This window comes from Ensifer sp. Root954 (genome assembly GCF_001429005.1).
GTDB classification, from domain to species: Bacteria; Pseudomonadota; Alphaproteobacteria; order Rhizobiales; family Rhizobiaceae; genus Ensifer; species Ensifer adhaerens.
Window position 1 is genome coordinate 25,074 of sequence record NZ_LMJM01000048.1, and the last position, 17,057, is coordinate 42,130.

The 17,057-nt window shown below is 58.9% G+C and carries 19 protein-coding genes; 14 read left to right on the forward strand and 5 right to left on the reverse strand.

The features are described 5' to 3' along the window. Window positions 1-298: 298 nt before the first annotated feature. The gene (locus tag ASE71_RS37160) at window positions 299-568 is read right to left on the reverse strand and encodes a hypothetical protein (protein ID WP_060539269.1); all 270 of its coding nucleotides are present in this window, start codon (window positions 566-568) and stop codon (window positions 299-301) included. 60 nt (window positions 569-628) lie between these two features. On the opposite strand from ASE71_RS37160, the gene ASE71_RS37665 reads away from it, so the two are divergent. Further along, window positions 629-958, forward strand: a complete 330-nt coding sequence (locus tag ASE71_RS37665) for a winged helix-turn-helix domain-containing protein (RefSeq protein ID WP_371814277.1) — start codon at window positions 629-631, stop codon at window positions 956-958. A 109-nt stretch (window positions 959-1,067) separates the two neighbouring features. Next, complete coding sequence (locus ASE71_RS27480) at window positions 1,068-1,766, forward strand: helix-turn-helix transcriptional regulator (protein WP_060520090.1); 699 nt, start codon at window positions 1,068-1,070, stop codon at window positions 1,764-1,766. Window positions 1,767-2,106: 340 nt separating this feature from the next. Here the strand turns inward: ASE71_RS27480 and ASE71_RS27485 are convergent, their stop codons facing one another. From ASE71_RS27485 to ASE71_RS27500, 3 genes are all read right to left on the reverse strand, one after another. Then, window positions 2,107-3,267, reverse strand: coding sequence for a type II toxin-antitoxin system HipA family toxin (locus tag ASE71_RS27485; RefSeq protein ID WP_060520089.1), 1,161 nt, complete (start codon window positions 3,265-3,267; stop codon window positions 2,107-2,109). Further along, complete coding sequence (locus tag ASE71_RS27490) at window positions 3,260-3,595, reverse strand: helix-turn-helix domain-containing protein (protein ID WP_029742477.1); 336 nt, start codon at window positions 3,593-3,595, stop codon at window positions 3,260-3,262. Before ASE71_RS27490 ends, ASE71_RS27485 begins: the two co-directional genes overlap by 8 nt. Before the next feature lie 434 nt (window positions 3,596-4,029). Then, entirely contained in the window at window positions 4,030-4,956 is a 927-nt protein-coding gene (locus ASE71_RS27500; protein ID WP_244496881.1) for a nucleotidyltransferase and HEPN domain-containing protein, read from the reverse strand. 406 nt (window positions 4,957-5,362) lie between these two features. Between ASE71_RS27500 and trbB the strand changes: the two genes are divergently transcribed. The 12 genes from trbB to ASE71_RS27560 all read left to right on the forward strand — a co-directional run bounded on the left by trbB (window position 5,363) and on the right by ASE71_RS27560 (window position 16,424). Next, window positions 5,363-6,331, forward strand: coding sequence for a P-type conjugative transfer ATPase TrbB (gene trbB / locus ASE71_RS27505; protein WP_029742475.1), 969 nt, complete (start codon window positions 5,363-5,365; stop codon window positions 6,329-6,331). Beyond that, a complete protein-coding gene (locus ASE71_RS27510) occupies window positions 6,321-6,701 on the forward strand; it encodes a TrbC/VirB2 family protein (protein ID WP_029742474.1) in 381 nt (126 codons plus the stop codon). The genes trbB and ASE71_RS27510 overlap by 11 nt, the downstream gene beginning before the upstream one ends. Then, on the forward strand, window positions 6,673-6,987 hold the full coding sequence (locus tag ASE71_RS27515; protein WP_060520087.1) for a conjugal transfer protein TrbD: 315 nt from the start codon (window positions 6,673-6,675) through the stop codon (window positions 6,985-6,987). The genes ASE71_RS27510 and ASE71_RS27515 overlap by 29 nt, the downstream gene beginning before the upstream one ends. A gap of 10 nt (window positions 6,988-6,997) precedes the next feature. Beyond that, window positions 6,998-9,448, forward strand: a complete 2,451-nt coding sequence (locus ASE71_RS27520) for a conjugal transfer protein TrbE (RefSeq protein WP_060520086.1) — start codon at window positions 6,998-7,000, stop codon at window positions 9,446-9,448. Continuing rightward, the gene (gene trbJ, locus ASE71_RS27525) at window positions 9,420-10,223 is read left to right on the forward strand and encodes a P-type conjugative transfer protein TrbJ (RefSeq protein WP_060520085.1); all 804 of its coding nucleotides are present in this window, start codon (window positions 9,420-9,422) and stop codon (window positions 10,221-10,223) included. The genes ASE71_RS27520 and trbJ overlap by 29 nt, the downstream gene beginning before the upstream one ends. 38 nt (window positions 10,224-10,261) lie before the next feature. Beyond that, window positions 10,262-10,420 (forward strand): entry exclusion protein TrbK, encoded by a 159-nt coding sequence (gene trbK, locus ASE71_RS27530; RefSeq protein WP_318267773.1) that lies wholly within the window; start codon window positions 10,262-10,264, stop codon window positions 10,418-10,420. Continuing rightward, window positions 10,414-11,592: a P-type conjugative transfer protein TrbL gene (trbL, locus tag ASE71_RS27535; RefSeq protein ID WP_029742468.1), complete on the forward strand. Its 1,179-nt coding sequence runs from the start codon at window positions 10,414-10,416 to the stop codon at window positions 11,590-11,592. Before trbK ends, trbL begins: the two co-directional genes overlap by 7 nt. 20 nt (window positions 11,593-11,612) lie before the next feature. Continuing rightward, window positions 11,613-12,275: a conjugal transfer protein TrbF gene (locus tag ASE71_RS27540; protein ID WP_060520084.1), complete on the forward strand. Its 663-nt coding sequence runs from the start codon at window positions 11,613-11,615 to the stop codon at window positions 12,273-12,275. A 16-nt stretch (window positions 12,276-12,291) separates the two neighbouring features. Then, on the forward strand, window positions 12,292-13,104 hold the full coding sequence (gene trbG, locus ASE71_RS27545) for a P-type conjugative transfer protein TrbG (protein ID WP_029742466.1): 813 nt from the start codon (window positions 12,292-12,294) through the stop codon (window positions 13,102-13,104). Window positions 13,105-13,107: 3 nt separating this feature from the next. Further along, complete coding sequence (gene trbH, locus ASE71_RS27550; RefSeq protein ID WP_029742465.1) at window positions 13,108-13,545, forward strand: conjugal transfer protein TrbH; 438 nt, start codon at window positions 13,108-13,110, stop codon at window positions 13,543-13,545. A gap of 12 nt (window positions 13,546-13,557) precedes the next feature. After that, the gene (gene trbI / locus ASE71_RS27555) at window positions 13,558-14,853 is read left to right on the forward strand and encodes an IncP-type conjugal transfer protein TrbI (RefSeq protein WP_060520083.1); all 1,296 of its coding nucleotides are present in this window, start codon (window positions 13,558-13,560) and stop codon (window positions 14,851-14,853) included. A 482-nt stretch (window positions 14,854-15,335) separates the two neighbouring features. Then, complete coding sequence (locus ASE71_RS27560; protein ID WP_060520082.1) at window positions 15,336-16,424, forward strand: GSU2403 family nucleotidyltransferase fold protein; 1,089 nt, start codon at window positions 15,336-15,338, stop codon at window positions 16,422-16,424. Window positions 16,425-16,447: 23 nt separating this feature from the next. Here the strand turns inward: ASE71_RS27560 and ASE71_RS27565 are convergent, their stop codons facing one another. Then, entirely contained in the window at window positions 16,448-17,050 is a 603-nt protein-coding gene (locus tag ASE71_RS27565) for a TraH family protein (RefSeq protein ID WP_060520081.1), read from the reverse strand. Window positions 17,051-17,057: the final 7 nt, after the last annotated feature.

The following is a 17,057-nucleotide window of genomic DNA, read 5'->3' on the forward strand; positions in this document are numbered from 1 at the left end:
GATTGACTTGCGTTGCGCCGGCCTATTGGACCTGATCACAGGTAGTGCGAAATTCGCACTGAGCCCTTGGCGTATGCAAGACAGTCGAAATACAAATTACTGCCTTATGTTACCTCATTTTTCATTTAAGTGTTAAAGAATATTGAATTTTATTCTGATAGAAGACTTGCATAATCGCCTATTCGTTACCGTATTGCAATCGAAAAGCGAGAATAATCCTTCCTATCGCAATCTTTTTGTGACATCAAAATGACGATGCCGAAAGGATGACTGGATGGTGCCTCGAATACTCATCAATTCAACCGATGCGGAACTTTACCTTTGGCTGGAATACATCCTTGCCACAGAGGGGTTTCAGGTGGAACTGAATGACGGGATCGATCGCCAGATCGATAGCGAGGTCCTGGCTGTCGTAATTGACTGCCGCCTCACGGGCGACCCATCTGAACAGTGCTGCGCCTCTATGGACCAACTTGCAGCTCTGTCCGTTCCTCTTATCGCCCTTGTCGAGGGCGATGATCGCAAACTCCATCTCGATCTGATCAAGGCGGGCGCCGAACGGTTCCATCGACCAATCTCGCCGCGGCGGCTGGTAGACTACTTGCTGCGCCTTTCGCCGACACAGACAATGAACCCGGAGCAAAGGTCTCCAGGGCCGAAATCGCTACGCTTCGCTGAAATCCAGATCGATCTCGCGTCGCATCGTGTCATCTGCGCTGACGAGGAGATCTATCTTCCGCCTCTCGAGTTCAAACTTCTGGTTCTTCTGTTGAGCAAGCAGGGACAGGTCTGTTCACGTGACGAACTGATCGAGGCAGCATGGCCAGCGACTGTGTTCGTCGAACCACGAACCGTAGACGTCCACGTCGGGCGATTGCGGCGCACATTGCGCAGGTCTTTACGACGCGACCCAATCAGGACAGTGCGATCGATAGGATACGCGCTCAATCAGAACTGATTGCACTCACAAACCTTCACAAAACCATTGTGAATTCTTCACCCAGGCTTCGTTGCACCCTTTTTGCGAGCATTGCACGCTTGGCAATCGCAACCGGAGATGATGCCAGATGAATTCGGCGCTGGACCAACTGATTGACGCAAGCAATGTTGCAATGAATGAAGAAGACATTCGCGAGGCACTTTGCGCGTTCACGAAGCGATGCGCATTCGACTGGTTTGCCTATGTCGATATGACCTTCCCTTTCGGTGCAGCGTTCACGAACTTCCCCGAGGCGTGGCAGGACGAGTATTCCGCCTGCGGCTACTTACAGATCGACCCCGTCATGGCCCAGGCCCAGCGCTTGATGCGCCCGTTCGCCTGGCTAAACGCACCCACGCCGGGTGCCGACCGCAACGTCAGACTATTCTGGGAGGGCGCCGGCCGCCACGGCATTGGGGGAGGGGTATCCATCCCTATCCGTTGCCCCTTCGGCAACTTCGCGGCACTGACCTTCGCCGCGAGAGACTGGCCGCATACCAAATCGCCGCTCGACGAATTCAAGGCGATCACCGCGGTCGCCTTCGTCCATGCACGCATCGTTGCGTGCCGGCCCACCACGCTCAAGGCGCCCGATGTCAATCTTTCGGCGCGCGAAGTCGAATGCCTCGCCTGGGCATCGCTCGGGAAATCGATGGCAATGACAGCGGAACTGGTCGGCATGCGGCCAGGCACCGTGAAGTTCCACCTCGACCGGGCGCGAATGAAGCTTGGAGCTTACAACCTCACCAACGCCGTTTATCAGGCAACCCGTCAACGATTGATTTAGTGCCAGGTGTGAACGTTCGCAGTCGGCGACGCCGATCCTCCTCGAACGATACCGCCAACCTCGGAGCTAAGGGCGGTCCATGATGGGATGCGAGACAATAGCGAACTTGTGGCTCTTTTCGAACAGCTCGAACTCGCCGCTCGATAACAGGACTGTCCCTATGACCTTGCAAGCGAGGTCTCTCCGTTGGCGGCGGCGGTATGGTCTCAGCTCGCCGCCGACGCGGGCAATCTAGCGCTCGTGCAGCGTGGCGAGGAGGTTGCTCCAAGAGGCGATGCGTCGCGCCCAGATAGCCCCATGTAGCAGGAGGACGGATCGAAGCTGTGGAGGAAGGTCCTCGTCACAGGGCTAGCGCCCGCTGCAGATCGTCGTGCTCAAACGCGCTGGCCATGCGGTTGATCTCGGCCGACCGCGCACCGACCACCTTTGCGGTCTCCCGCCAAGTCGCGGTGGCGGTCGCCACTTCTTTGAGGATAGTGCGAGCTTGGGCGAGCGTGAGGGCGAAGAACCCGGCGGCTTCTTCCAGCAGATCGAGCGAGCAGGTACCCTCATCGAGATCGATATTGGTCGTCAGCACCCGTGCCTTGACGTCGGTCGGCACCGGATTAAGGTCATAGGCAGGGGACAACGACCACCCGACCTTACCGAGCCAGAGAAAGCCGTGATTTCGCAGGTGATCGTCGACGTTGGAAATCAGCACATTGAAGGCCACGCGGCGATAAAGGGCGTGGGCATCGGTTCTTCCTTGCGCTCCGTGTTCAGCCAACGCGTCCACGATCTCTGGGTAGCTACCGCGCTCACCGTCCCTGGCGCCCATCATCGCCATTGCCGACAGGAAGGGAATTCGGACGGTACCATCGCGGTCGAAGCGACGGGACAACATGACCTTCTTACCGGCCACGTCTATGAGTTCGTGGAGGGGCGTCGCAATGCCGGCCTGATCAGCCAGTCGCAGAGCAATCTCCTCCCATGTCTCCATGCTATATTCGTCGGTCTCCTTGGGAAACTTGGCAATCGAGAGGTGGCCATGTTGATCGATGACGGAGGCCTTCGGCCGAGCCCCACCAAGCGACGAGCCAGGCGCAAAGATAAGTTGGAGGTCTTCGTCGGTTTCCTCATCGCGCAGGATGCGCTCGGTGATCCGCAGCAGGCGACCGAGCTCGATAAAGGCGGGGACCAGATAGTCACTTTCAGCTAGCGTGCGCACGGCACGGCCGTCCCGCTCCGCAATCCGTCGTTCCGAGCGTTGCATGAGGCGGCGGCCCCAGGTGTCAGGTGCCGAATCGCCGATGGAGCCGAAGGTCGTGAGGCCGGCGGGCGGCGCGAAAGCTCCTCGAGTGAGGGCCAGAGCCGGCTCCAGCGAGAAGCGGTCGGGGTCCTCTAGCCAGGCGCGGTCATACTCGAACATGATAGTCTCAGCGCCACGGACGCGATTGCTCCGCGCCAGGCCGATCGGGCGCGTGCGGCCGTGAAGGTCGATGTGAACTTCGAAATCAGCCATCTCGCGATGATCCCGGCAATCGCCTCGGGTGAGCGTGCTTAGGTAGTTGGGCGCTGGCCAGCGACTGACCGACACTGTCGTTACTGATGTCGGCGATCTGGCTCAGCCCATCCAAGAGGCCAAGCGCGTGCAGGACGCCGGCATAAATGCCGATACTGACGTTGGTGTCGCCTGCCTCGATCTTCTGAAGTGTCGAGCGCGACGTGAAGGCACGTTCGGCCACCACAGCCATCGGCAGCCGCCGGCGCCGACGTGCGTCATGTATGTCTGCGCCCAGTTTGCGCAGCGCGCGCCGCACCGCGGCCGGAGGATTATGAGGTGTCGGCATTTGCTACCTTCGCACTACAATTTGGCCGAATATGTAGCACCAAGATTACAGTTTTTCCAGAGGCGATAGTCAAACAAGAAGTCCAACGGGTTCAACTCCGGGAAACGGTACGATGAGAAGTCTGACGCGCCGGTCCGCCACTCTATATAGGCTCTCAGCGCTCCTGCGCTCGACTTAAGGCCGACAATGGTGATGTCACCAAACATGATCGTGCCAAGCGCCATCGACTTCGCCCCACGGGCTCATCGGATACTCACGCTCGGCTCTGGATTGACGCGCCGGAGTCGTTTTTGCTTCTTCGACTCCTTGAGACATGAGGCGAATACAGCAACGCGTCTGGTTCTATCCGATCTTCTGCCGGACCGAATTTGCAACGGATACGTTTTGCCTGACGGTCTTGCCGGGAAACGGCTCACCCAACATATCCTCTCCACCTAGCCTTCGAGTTTCGTAGCCAGAGCTTCGAGCGCATTGAGATGGTCTTCGCAGACTTTCTTGACCAACGCGTGGAGGACTTGCGTGCGCTCGACAAGGAAAGCGAGCGCCTCGTCGGTTATCTGGTAGTGCTTCGAGTACCGCGCCTTCACATAGGCTTCGTTTATCGTGTTGAACCAGGCAACATAGCGCTGGCGGTCCTGGGGCCAGGCATCCGCCAGACTACGGTCAAGTTCTTCCGCAAAGCCGCGCAGGGAACGCAGATTGTGCGTCGGCGGACCATAGTTCTTCAGGACAAGCAGCACGGTCGAATAGGCGTGTTCTATGGATTGATGGAGCTGAAACGCTGCAAGTGCGGCATCACCCTCAGATATGCAAAACCGTGCAACCTTGAGGAATCCAAGGGCGTGCGGCAACCGGCCCTGATAATGCTCGCGCGCGACATCAAGTTGCTGCTGCGGGCTTAGCGGTCGCGGCTCAGCGAGCGGCTCACTGTCAAGTTCATAGAGCACAATCCCTTGTTGACGGATATCGCAGAAGAAGTCGTTTCCCTTTTTGAGCTCTTCATTCACCTCCCGCCGCGAATGCACGATAAACGGCACTTGGTCGCCTTTCAGCATTTTGTCGGTCAGCAAGCGATCAGCGGCGCTGTTCCAGTAGGTGACAAAATCCGTCAGCTTGCGATTGTTGACGATGACCAACAGGTCGTAGTCGGAACGATATCCTTTGCCAGTGTGCGCCTCGTCCACCCAATCGCCGCGGGCATAGGAGCCGAACAGGATGACCTTGAGTATGCGCCCCTTCTTCTTGAACTCCGCAGCGCCCTCGGCCAGCGCATCGTCGAACTCCTCGCGCAGGATCTCCAATGCTCGAGCGAGCTGGCGCCGCTTGGCTTCGGGAAGGTGATCCAGGCTGGATTTCATCATGGTCGGAGGGGGCTCTAGCTTCGCGGTTCAATAGGCAGTCGATCGAAACAATATTAAACACTCTCCGACTCGCCGCAACCCAAGCGTTAGATGCTGCTGCTGCCGAGGCTTTGCCCGACGGGCCAATCCTCCCGGCGAGGGGCGACTAACACTTCTGCGAGTAGATTGATCCGCGCGACGCTGCAAATCTCCCCGACGAAACGAACAGGAGATTTGCTTGATGCCTGTCATCCCAATGACTCGTTGCGAAACCAGTCCGATCGCGTGCCGTGACATCCCCGGCCCAGAGGCAACTACCGGGGCGCGGAGCTTCGACGCCGAAGTTGCCGCTGCTGGCCTTTGGCTTACTTCTGATCAGCCGCTCGTCTCGATTGCATCTCTCCAGCAGAAAGTTGCATGAGCCATGATGACACCCCTCAATCGCTCACTTCCTCGCCTCATCAGCAAACTTCAGAACGCTCTCGGCGATCATCTTTGCGTCGCTCTCGATGATCCAAGCGTAGTCGAAATCATGCTGAATCCCGACGGAAAACTGTTCATCGAACGCCTGGGGCACGGCATCACAACGGCCGGCGAGCTGTCTCGATCTGCGGCCGAAACCGTAATCGGCACCGTCGCTCATGTACTGAACTGCGAGGTGGACGACGAACGCCCGATCGTTACGGGCGAGCTTCCAATTGGCGGCCACCGCTTCGAGGGTCTTCTTCCGCCGGTTGTGTCGGGACCATCCTTCACGATCCGGCGCCGTGCCGCACGCCTCATCCCCCTGGACGAGTTTGTCGCCAGCAAAGTCATGACGACCACACAGGGCGAAGTCATTCGGAGTGCGGTGGCCGCCAAGCTGAATATCGTCATCTCCGGCGGCACGGGATCAGGCAAGACGACGCTTGCCAACGCGATCGTTGCCGAAATCGTCGCCCAGGCACCAGAGGATCGCCTGATCATTCTTGAAGACACGGCCGAAATCCAATGTGCAGCGGAAAATGCCGTTTGCCTCCACACGAGCGATGCCATTGACATGTCCCGTCTCCTCAAAAGCACGATGCGACTTCGGCCCGACCGCATCATTGTCGGTGAAGTCCGCGACGGAGCAGCCCTAACGCTGCTGAAGGCCTGGAACACCGGCCATCCAGGTGGTGTTGCGACGATACACTCGAACACGGCGCGCTCTGCACTTCGGCGTTTCGAGCAGCTTACGGCCGAGGTCAGCCAGCAACCGATGCAGGCGGTGATTGGGGACGCTGTCGATCTGATCATCTCGATCGAGCGGACACCGAAGGGACGTCGCGTCCTGGAAATCCTTCACGTCGAGCGATTTGCCGGCGGCCAGTACCAGATCGAGCCCTACGCCGAGGAAGCACGCAATGCAGCCTAACCGCAGATTTCTTCGATTCAGCATTGTTGCACTATCTGCAATCGCTGTTGCTGGCCCCGCGGTCGCGGGCTCGGGCGGAGGACTTCCATGGGAAGGGCCGCTTGAGCAGATTCAGGAGTCAATCACTGGTCCAGTCGCCGGCTATATCGCGCTCGCGGCAGTCGCCATCGCCGGCGGCATGCTGATCTTTGGTGGCGAGCTAAACGACTTCGCACGACGGCTGGTGTATGTGGTCCTGGTCGCCGGAGTCCTGCTCGGTGCCACACAGATCGTCGCCCTTTTCGGCGCCACCGGAGCCACCATCGCACTGTCGGAGTCGCAGGCCGAATCGGTGTGTTCGGATGGAAGTTGGGAGGCGGCGCGTGGCTGAAACCGGTCTTCAACGCAACCGTATACATCGGGCTCTCTCCCGACCAAACCTTCTGCTTGGTGCAGATCGCGAACTGGTGCTGATTACAGGCCTTGCCGCCGTCGTCCTTATCTTCGTGGTGTTAACGATCTATTCGGCGCTCTTCGGGATCGCTGTATGGATCATGGTCGTTGGCGCGCTACGCATCATGGCCAAGTCGGATCCGCTGATGCGGAAGGTCTACCTCCGCCACATTTCCTATAGACCCTCTTACAGACCAACCGCCTCGCCGTGGCGTAAGTATTGAGGAGGCGAGCATGGTCGCGCTCAAGCAATTCAGGGCCAAAGGCCCTTCGTTTTCTGACCTCGTACCCTATGCCGGTATGGTGGATAACGGCGTCCTTCTCTTGAAAGACGGAAGCCTCATGTCCGCCTGGTACTTTGCCGGGCCAGACCTGGAAAGCGCGACAGATCAGGAGAGGAACGAGCTCTCTCGCCAGATCAACGCCGTCCTGTCGCGGCTGGGCAGCGGTTGGATGATCCAGGTCGAAGCAATCCGGATTCCAACCGTCGACTACCCGTCGCAAGAACGTTGCCATTTTCCGGACCCAGTTACGCGGGCAATCGATGCGGAACGCCGCATGCATTTCGCGCGCGACAACGGGCATTTCGAGAGCAAGCACGCCCTGGTGCTGACGTATCGGCCGCCCGAGTCCAGGAAAGCGGTGCTGAGCAAATATATCTACTCCGACGAAGAGAGCCGCAAGAAGTCCTACGCCGACACGGTTCTCATCGCGTTCAAGAACGCTGTCCGCGAGGTCGAGCAATACTTCGCAAACACCCTATCCATGCACAGAATGCGAACCCGCGCCGTCGCCGATCGAGGCGGCGCACGAACAGCCCACTATGACGAACTCCTTCAGTTCGCCCGGTTTTGCATTACCGGCGAAAACCATCCAATCCGCCTCCCAGACGTCCCGATGTATTTGGACTGGATCGCGACGGCCGAGCTTCAGCACGGGCTGACACCGATGGTCGAAAGCCGCTTCCTCGGCGTCGTCGCGATTGATGGCTTTCCTGCTGAGAGCTGGCCGGGAATCCTGAACAGTCTTGACCTGATGCCGCTGGCCTATCGTTGGTCGTCGCGTTTCGTGTTCCTCGATGCGGAGGAAGCTCGACAGAAACTCGAGCGGACGAGGAAGAAATGGCAGCAGAAGGTGCGGCCGTTCTTCGATCAGCTCTTCCAGACGCAGAGCCGATCAGTCGATCAGGATGCTCTCACCATGGTGGCGGAGACTGAGGACGCCATCGCCCAGGCATCGTCGCAACTGGTCGCCTACGGTTACTACACGACTGTCGTCGTGTTGTTCGATGGCAACAAAGAAGCCTTACAAGAAAAGGCGGAGGCGGTGCGCCGGCTGGTTCAGGCCGAGGGTTTCGGCGCCAGGATCGAAACACTAAACGCGACGGACGCCTACCTCGGAAGCCTCCCGGGCAACTGGTACTGCAACATCCGTGAGCCTCTGATCAACACCAACAATCTCGCTGACCTCATCCCGTTGAACTCGGTCTGGTCGGGTGATCCGGTAGCCCCGAGCCCGTTTTATCCGCAAAACTCGCCGCCTCTCATGCAGGTCGCCAGCGGTTCGACACCCTTTCGGTTGAACCTGCATGTCGATGACGTCGGTCATACTTTGATTTTCGGCCCCACTGGCTCCGGCAAGTCGACCTTGCTGGCGCTGATCGCTGCCCAGTTCCGACGCTATGAACATGCCCAGATCTTTGCCTTCGACAAAGGAAACTCACTTCTGCCGCTGACGCTTGCCGCAGGCGGCGACCATTATGAGATCGGCAGCGACGAGAAGGGGAGGGCACTGGCGTTCTGCCCGCTTTCGGAGCTCTCCACCGACGAAGATCGCGCTTGGGCGACCGAATGGATCGAGATGCTTGTGGCGCTTCAAGGCGTCACGATCACCCCGGACCTTCGCAACGCGATCGCCAGGCAAATCAGGCTCATGGCCAGTGCGCCCGGACGTTCGCTGTCTGACTTTGTCTCAGGCGTTCAGCTTCGTGAGATCAAGGATGCTCTGCATCATTACACGGTTGACGGTCCGATGGGCCAGCTGCTCGACGCGGAGCATGACGGGCTCAGTTTAAGATCGCTCCAATGCTTCGAGATCGAACAGCTCATGAACATGGGAGAGCGCAACCTCGTTCCAGTGCTCACCTACCTGTTTCGAAGGATCGAAAAGCGTCTCGACGGATCCCCAAGCTTGATACTGCTCGACGAAGCCTGGCTGATGCTTGGCCACCCGGTTTTCCGCGACAAGATCCGTGAGTGGCTCAAGGTTTTGCGGAAGGCAAACTGCGCCGTTGTGCTCGCGACCCAGTCGATCTCGGATGCTGAGCGCTCTGGCATCATCGACGTGTTGAAAGAATCCTGCCTAACCAAGATTTGCCTTCCAAACGGTGCTGCGCGGGAACCCGGCACTCGAGCGTTCTACGAGCGGATTGGCTTCAACGGGCGGCAGATCGAGATTGTTTCGATGGCCACTCCAAAGCGCGAATACTACGTGGTGACGCCCGAGGGCCGCCGGCTTTTCGATATGGCGCTGGGTCCTTTTGCGCTCAGCTTCGTTGGCGCGTCCGGCAAGGAGGACCTCAAACGCATTCGCGCGCTCAGATCGGAACATGGCCGGGACTGGCCGACCCAATGGCTGAAAACGAGAGGAGTTCAGGATGCTGCGTCACTGCTCAATATCGAATAGGGTGGTTCCGGTATTAGCCGCCATTGCCATGGCATCCTTGTCCCCGCTGCCGGCACGCTCCGGCTCGGCAACGGGCGTTGCCACCGAATGGACGCAGCTTGCCAACAACGCTCAGCTCGTCGATCTCCTCAAGAGCAGTGGCCTGCAGGTCGACAACCAACTGACCCAGATCAGCCAGTTGGCGGAGCAAATCCAGAACCAGCTGAAGATTTACGACAACATGCTCCAGAACACGGCGCGATTACCTGATCATATCTGGGGCGAGGTCGAGCGCGACCTGAGCCAGTTGCGCGGCATCGTGGAGAATGGGCAAAGCATCGCCTTCTCGATGGGTAACGCGGACGACGTTCTTCAGCAGCGCTTCAAGAGCTACGCAGACTTGAAGAAGAACCGGCCTAGCGGTGAGAGTTTCTCGTCGACCTACCGGGCCTGGTCAGAGACAAACCGCGACACAATCGCCGGCACTCTGAGGGCAGCAAGCCTCACCGCCGACCAGTTCGATACGGAGGAGGGCACCATGGACGAGATCCGGTCGATGTCACAGTCCGCGGACGGACAGATGAAGGCGCTGCAAGTCGGTCATCAGATCGCTGCACAACAGGTAAGCCAGATGCAGAAACTGCGCGGTCTCGTCTCGCAGCAGATGACGATGATGGGCACGTGGCTTCAGTCGGAACAGACCGACAAGGATCTGGCACAGGCGCGACGGGAAAGGTTCTTCGACGCACCTGTGAAGGAGATTCCTGAAGGTCAAGAGATGGAGCCCCGCTGGTGAACCGCACAATTGCAATTGTGGGGCTAGTCGTCGCCGCTGTGGTCCTATCAGCCGTTACAGCCGTCGTCTTCAACACGTTCGCCTCTGGTCAGCGCGTCATGTCCGAGGAACAGAGAGAGGCGCGCGAGAGTTTTTTCGGCTCCAGCACAGAGTTGCCTCCGATCAAAAAGGGGCAGGAGATGAAACCGAGATGGTGACACGCTCATCGGACCGGACACTCATCCTAGGGTGCGTGATTGCCCTTGTGGCCGCGGCGCCTGTCTATGCCCAAGCGGGCCAGGTGCTGACGGAGCTTGAAAACCAGGTCGTCGTCGCCGCCAAAGGGTGGGAGACCACCATCATAGACGCGGCGCGATCCCTGTTCTGGATCCTCGCGGCTATCGAGATCGGGATATGCGCCGTTTGGCTGGCCCTTCAGGCGGCATCGCTCGACGGTTGGTTCGCCGAACTCGCGCGGCGGATTATGTTCGTCGGCTTTTTCGCCTTCGTTCTTGATCAGGGACCGACCTTCGCCAGAGCAGTGGTCGATAGTCTTTTTCAGATTGGGGCAGGCGGGGGATCGGCGTCGCCGGCCGAAGTCTTCGATGCAGGCATTCGCGTTGCCTCTCAGATGTCGCAGCAGGCCAAATTCGGCGTTTTCGAGGATAACGCACTGGCGGTCGCCGCGGTTCTCGCCATGGGGGTCGTGGTTATTTGCTTCTCGCTCGTTGCCGCGATCTTCGTCGCAGTGATGGTCGAGATGTATGTCGGTCTGCTCGCCGGCATGATCATGCTCGGTCTTGGTGGCTCGTCCTTCACCAAGGATTTCGCGGTACGCTACCTCGTTTATGCCTTCGGCGTCGGCATGAAACTAATGTCCCTCGTGATGATCGCAAATATCGGATCAAACGTGCTGCTCGGACTGGCGCGAGCGCCAACCGCAACGTCCGACCAATTCATCACGACACTTGCCATAGCCGGCATCTCCGTCGTCGTCTTCATCATCGCCATGTATGTGCCCAACATCTTACAAGGGCTGGTCCAGGGGGCCTCTGTGACTGGTGGAATGGAGACAATTCGTCATGGTGGCCAAGCTGCCTCTTTCGCCGCCGGTGCGGCGTCACTGGCAGCCGGTGCGGTCGGCGCCGGCACCGCAGCGGCCCAGTCCGCTCGCGCAGGCGGCTCAACGACCGCCGCCTCAGCGCTTCGCGGGATGGGAGCCGCTCTCGGCTCCGGTGGAAAGGCAATGGGGTCTGCCGCCAAAGAGAAAGCGATCGGATCGCCTGGTGCCTATGCCGGGTCACTGCTCGGACTTGCCAACGCGAAACTCGACAAGGCACGCGGGCGCGCCGGCCGGAGCAAGGCGATGCCTGAGCGAAACGATGAATAGTGTCACGAAGGAATTTATCTATGGCCGCAAACCACGGCTCCGAAAACCCGTACCTTGCTGCGCGTCAGGAATGGTCCGAGCGATACGGCTCCTATGTCAAGGCGGCCGCCGCGTGGCGCATCGTTGGCATTCTCGGGCTTGCCATGGCTGTTATCGGATTCAGCTACGCAATGTATTTGAGCACCCAGGTCAGGCTGGTGCCCTACATCGTCGAGGTCGACAAGCTAGGCACACCGATCACCGCGGGTTTCCCGGAGCAGATAGAGTATGCCGATGCGCGCGTGGTGCGTGCGACGCTTGCAAATTTTGTGGCGAGCTTCCGGAGCATCTCCCCGGATGCAGTGGTCCAGAAGCAGTACATAGACCGCACTTACGCCCTCCTTCGCACATCGGATCCATCTACCCAAAAGATCAACTCATGGTTTCGCGGCAACTCGCCGTTTGAGAAGGCCAAGTCGTCGACCGTGGCCATCGAGGTCAACAACGTTGTCGCGCTTTCGAACCAGACCTACCAAATCGACTGGACGGAATACGAGCGCGACCGCAAGGGCAAGGAATCCGGCACGCGCCGGTTCCGCGGGATCGCAACTGTCACGCTGACGACGCCGCAGGACGAGGCGATCATCCGCATCAATCCCATTGGCCTCTACGTCCAGGACTTCGACTGGACCGCGCAGCTTTAAGGGCAGGGACATTCAAATGCACAAATCAGTATTGATGGCGGCGGCAGGCTGCATGGCCGGGCTCGCGTTTGTCGGCGGCACGTTCGCGCAAGATATGACGACGAGCGAGGCAAAGGGCACGAGTTTATCCGCCAAATGGCGTGGCGCGCCGGGGCTCGTTACAAAGGGGCCCGACGGCAAGGTCATCTTCCTCTTTGGGCAAATCCAGCCCTCGGTGGTTTGCTCGCCGCTCCAAGTCTGCGATATCGAACTGCAAGGCGGCGAGATCGTTCGCGACGTGCTTGTTGGCGATACGGTCCGATGGAAGGTCGAGCCGGCGACATCAGGTGCTGCCGGCGGGCAGGCAATCCATCTCATCGTCAAGCCATCCGAACCTGGCATCGTGACCTCAATGGTCGTCACGACGTCGCGGCGAACCTATCACATCCAGCTGAAGTCTCATCCGAACCAATATATGGCCAGGGTGGGGTTTGAGTATCCGGAGGATGTCGCGCACAAGCTCGCCGATATCAACTCACGACTGGAGGCCGGAAGCTTCGGGTCGGCGGCGCCCGAGGTGCTGACTTTTTCATATACGGTAAGCGGACGCGCGCCTTGGAAGCCGAAGCGCGTCTATTCCGATGGCCGCAAGACCTACATTCACTTTCCACGTTCCATCGCCGGGCAGGATGCACCGGTTCTCTTTGTCGTCAGCGGCGGCCAGAACCGCGTGGTCAATTACCGCATGAAGAACGACATGATGATCGTCGACTACACCATCGATCGGGCAATCCTTGTCTCTGGTGTTGGCTGGCGTCAGCAGAAAATCACGATCAGGCGAGGAGGTTGAACCGTGCCAAGATTTTTCGCCGCTCTCGTTGCGGCACCCCTTCTTGCAAGCTGCCAGACCGCCGATCCACAGCACTCGGTGATAGGAGCGCCGATCGCCATCACCGGGCCGGCTGCAAGCGCGATAGCAGGCGACATGGCGAGCAGGTTTGCCGAGCAAATCAGGTCCGCCGGCGCGGCCACCATCAAGTTGCAGGGAGAGCCGTCCGAATATGCGGCGGCGCTCGAGGCCGCCTTGAAGGGGTGGGGGCACACGATCGTTGCCGATGGAAAAGCTGCCAAGGATCAGAACCCGATCGAACTCGCCTATTCAGTCGATAGCATCGACGGCCAGGTTTTCGCGCGGCTGACCACGTCCTCGATCTCGCTTGGCCGCGCCTACACGCCCACTGCGACAGGCGCGACGCCGACGAGCCCGCTTTCGATCATGCAGCGCGGATGACAGGAGGTGACTTTGGTTCAATCGCTACAGCTCGGTGCATCCCCTAATGGCGACGATCAGCATGGGATGCGCCGCCTCAACCGGCTGCCAATCATCGTCACAGTCATGATCGTTGCGCTGTTCCTCGGCGTTGTCGTGATTGGACTTTCATGGCGCGGACTATCGTTCAATCGAGCCAATGAGCTTGAAAGCGCGGCAAACGGCAGCGCTACGAATTTCGGAGACCAGTTGAAGCGCGGTGTGCCGGACGGGATTATCGGGGAGCCTGAAGGCAAAGAAAGCGTCCAGCCGACGCCAGCCGTTGTCGAGAAAGAGCAGGCGAGGGAGCCGGACATCGAGCGGCAAGCAGAGGTCCGCGATAGCAAGCGGCAACGGCTGGAGTCCGAGGAAGACTGGAAAGCTCGACTGAAGCGCGAGCAGGACGAACAATATATCCGGGAAGCCCAGCGCCAACGAATGGCCCGCCTGCAGGCGCGTGCTACCGCAATGGATTCACCTCTGACTGTTGACGTCTCCAACGCTCGGACGTCTACGGCTGATCGTGTCAGCGGCAGCCAGAGCTCAAGTCGCGCCCCCAATAGCGCTTCTGACCTCTATGCAGCCGCGATGAAGTCCAGTGCGATGGGCCAGAATGCCGATCCAAATGGACAAACATCGAAGGAAGACTTTTTCAATCAGGACATCAAGGATCTCGGGTACCTTCCCAACCAGGTCGTGCCGGCGCTTTCTCCCTATGAGCTGAAACGCGGCTCAGTCATTCCTGCGATCTTGCTTACGGGCTTGAACTCCGACCTACCTGGAAGGATCACAGCGCAGGTCAGCCAAAACGTCTATGACAGCGCAACCGGGCACCGCCTGTTGATCCCGCAAGGTGCAAGACTGTTCGGGCGCTACGATTCAAAGGTGTCGTTCGGCCAGCAGCGCGTGCTCGTTGTGTGGACCGATCTCATTCTTCCGAATGGCTCAACACTACAGATCGGCGGCATGGCCGGCACAGATGCCGAGGGCTATGGCGGCTTTAGAGACCGGGTCGACCGGCACCTCTTGCGAACATTCGGATCGGCGGCGCTTATTGCGCTCATCGGCACCGGGATCGATGCTTCAATGCCGGAAAGCTCGACCCTTGCGACACAGGATAGCGCCTCGGACGCAGCGCGCAGGAATTTCGCAGAAACCTTCGGACGCGTCGCCGAGCAGACGATCTCCAAGAATCTCAACGTGCAGCCGACAATCCGGATCAGGCCGGGCTACAGGTTCAACGTTCTCGTTGACCAGGACATTATCTTCCCATCCCATTACAAGGGCTAGCTGAGCACGGCCATTAGACGAACCTCGTCGGTTGTTGATCGATTTCCGCAGGTTGAGCGACGGCGCACGGTTAGCGGCTCGCTATTTCCGTGCATTGTTGCGCTTTTATTTGGCGCCTTCGACAAACACTAATATCAAGTATCTGAATCGCACTAATTTTATGCTTTGGACTCAAACGCCACAGTGCGCCAACGGTCTTGGTGTTTGGACGAAGGGTTATGCCTTTTTTGTGGAAAGGTATAACGTTGATTTTTTCGACAAACATCAGTCCTATCCTTGACCCTCGATTCCGATCCAGTTATACCTTTTTTGATAAACGGTATAACGTCGAGGAATGCGACACGGGCAGCTGAGTCCGGTGAAAAATAAGCCGAGATCCTCCCGAAGAGAGAGCCAGTGGCGGTCTATCCGCTCGGCGACAAGCGGCTTGCCTATCCTGCTACGCAATCGAGATGCAGAAATCCGAGGAAAAAAGCCCGCCAATGAAGCAAATCGACCTCATGTACCAGACCATGCTGGCCGAACTCGGCCAACGCTCGCTCGACGCCGCATGGACGGCCGACTTCCCCCCTGAGGGCAGGTTCACGCCGGTCACAGTGAAAGATCGCCGCTACTGGTACTTCGATATCCCTGACGGAACTGGGGGCAGGACACGCCGCTACGTTGGTCCTGCGGACGATCCGGACATCGCAAAGCGCGTCGAAACCCACAAGCGAGAGAAAGACGACCTTCGCGCCCGCAGGCGCATGGTGGCGTCGCTGACCCGCGAAGGAGGCATGATCGCTCCGGATTCAATGACGGGCGATATCGTCGAGGCGCTGTCAGCTGCAGGCCTATTTCGGCTGCGGGGCGTTCTCATCGGCACGGTAGCTTTTCAGACTTACGCCGGAATCCTCGGTGTTCGCCTGCCGATGGCCGCGCTCCTCACAGGCGATGCGGACATCGCACAGGACTACGCCATCTCTCGTGAGGTTGAAGACACCCTGCCGCCGATGCTCGAACTGCTGCAGTCAGTGGATCCCACCTTCATCCCAGTGCCCCATCGATCGGGCGCCGCGTCCTCGTCCGCTTTCCGAACCGCCAACGGCTACAGAGTCGAGTTTCTGACATCGAACCGCGGCTCAGACGATTACCTCGACCAGCCCGCTAAGATGCCAGCTCTGGGTGGAGCTCGTGCCGATCCGCTGCGTTTTCTCGATTTCCTGATCCGCGATCCGGTGCGGACAATGCTGCTTCACAAGTCCGGTGTCCCTGTGACTGTCCCAGCCCCCGAGCGGTATGCCGTCCATAAGCTCATCGTCGCCAGCCGCCGACACAACGACGTGCAGGGGGCTGCGAAGCGGGACAAGGATATCCGACAGGCCGAACTTCTGTTCGAGGCCCTGCAGCAGACGAGGAGGGCATCGGACCTAGCCCTCGTATACAACGAGGCGTGGGAACGCGGTCCACAATGGCAGGAAGCCATTCGCGCCGGAGCTGGCATGATGAGGGAAGAGGGATTGGACCGCCTTAGGGACTGTCTCACGCACGGCGCCCTCCAGATCGGCGAAGATATCACAATGCCATTCTGACGACACAGGGAACGGGATGAATGTCAATTTCCGCCGATGCGGGACAGGTCAATGCGAATTCCAGCGCGTCCAAGATCCTCATTCGTCCCGTTCGCGGGTATAGTCATTGCTGCTTCCTCATCATCGATAGAATGCACTTTGCTTTGCTTCGCCATTTCGATTGAACCTCCCGGGTCCTCCGCCTCGAACACGCTTACGCCTTCGAACTCTCCCGTCTTCCAGGCATAGACCGCATCCTCGAAAATCTGCGGAAAGACGTCATCGCTCCTCGGATTGCCGTACCATTTGGCAACGATCCGCAGGATCTTCGCAAACATCAGCGTGCCCATTCGCAGGTTCGCACATGGTTCGACGAGGTCGGATTTCAGTTCGTACGCCTCTTTCAAGACTACTCCTGCCGGAAACTGCGTTAGGCCCACGCGAACGACTGCGCGCCCTACATTCTGCCGAATGATCTCCATTGCGCTGTCCGCTGTTGTCGCCTTCGGCACGAGGATCAATCGCCCGCCCGAATTCACGGTAATGGTAAGCGGATCGGGCGAGCCGGCTGCCTCAACGAACTTCTCTACGATCGCCGGCCTGAGTGAGGGGTCGGCACATTCTTTGATCAACGCAATGTCCATCATGCAATCT

Coding starts and splice junctions, on each gene's coding strand:
- ASE71_RS37160 (WP_060539269.1), bottom strand. CDS start 568: ATGGAACCGTTCGGCGCCCGCCTTGATCAGATCGAGATGGAGTTTGCG.
- ASE71_RS37665 (WP_371814277.1), top strand. CDS start 629: ATGAACCCGGAGCAAAGGTCTCCAGGGCCGAAATCGCTACGCTTCGCT.
- ASE71_RS27480 (WP_060520090.1), top strand. CDS start 1,068: ATGAATTCGGCGCTGGACCAACTGATTGACGCAAGCAATGTTGCAATG.
- ASE71_RS27485 (WP_060520089.1), bottom strand. CDS start 3,267: ATGGCTGATTTCGAAGTTCACATCGACCTTCACGGCCGCACGCGCCCG.
- ASE71_RS27490 (WP_029742477.1), bottom strand. CDS start 3,595: ATGCCGACACCTCATAATCCTCCGGCCGCGGTGCGGCGCGCGCTGCGC.
- ASE71_RS27500 (WP_244496881.1), bottom strand. CDS start 4,956: ATGATGAAATCCAGCCTGGATCACCTTCCCGAAGCCAAGCGGCGCCAG.
- trbB (WP_029742475.1), top strand. CDS start 5,363: ATGACACCCCTCAATCGCTCACTTCCTCGCCTCATCAGCAAACTTCAG.
- ASE71_RS27510 (WP_029742474.1), top strand. CDS start 6,321: ATGCAGCCTAACCGCAGATTTCTTCGATTCAGCATTGTTGCACTATCT.
- ASE71_RS27515 (WP_060520087.1), top strand. CDS start 6,673: ATGGAAGTTGGGAGGCGGCGCGTGGCTGAAACCGGTCTTCAACGCAAC.
- ASE71_RS27520 (WP_060520086.1), top strand. CDS start 6,998: ATGGTCGCGCTCAAGCAATTCAGGGCCAAAGGCCCTTCGTTTTCTGAC.
- trbJ (WP_060520085.1), top strand. CDS start 9,420: ATGCTGCGTCACTGCTCAATATCGAATAGGGTGGTTCCGGTATTAGCC.
- trbL (WP_029742468.1), top strand. CDS start 10,414: ATGGTGACACGCTCATCGGACCGGACACTCATCCTAGGGTGCGTGATT.
- ASE71_RS27540 (WP_060520084.1), top strand. CDS start 11,613: ATGGCCGCAAACCACGGCTCCGAAAACCCGTACCTTGCTGCGCGTCAG.
- trbG (WP_029742466.1), top strand. CDS start 12,292: ATGCACAAATCAGTATTGATGGCGGCGGCAGGCTGCATGGCCGGGCTC.
- ASE71_RS27560 (WP_060520082.1), top strand. CDS start 15,336: ATGAAGCAAATCGACCTCATGTACCAGACCATGCTGGCCGAACTCGGC.
- ASE71_RS27565 (WP_060520081.1), bottom strand. CDS start 17,050: ATGATGGACATTGCGTTGATCAAAGAATGTGCCGACCCCTCACTCAGG.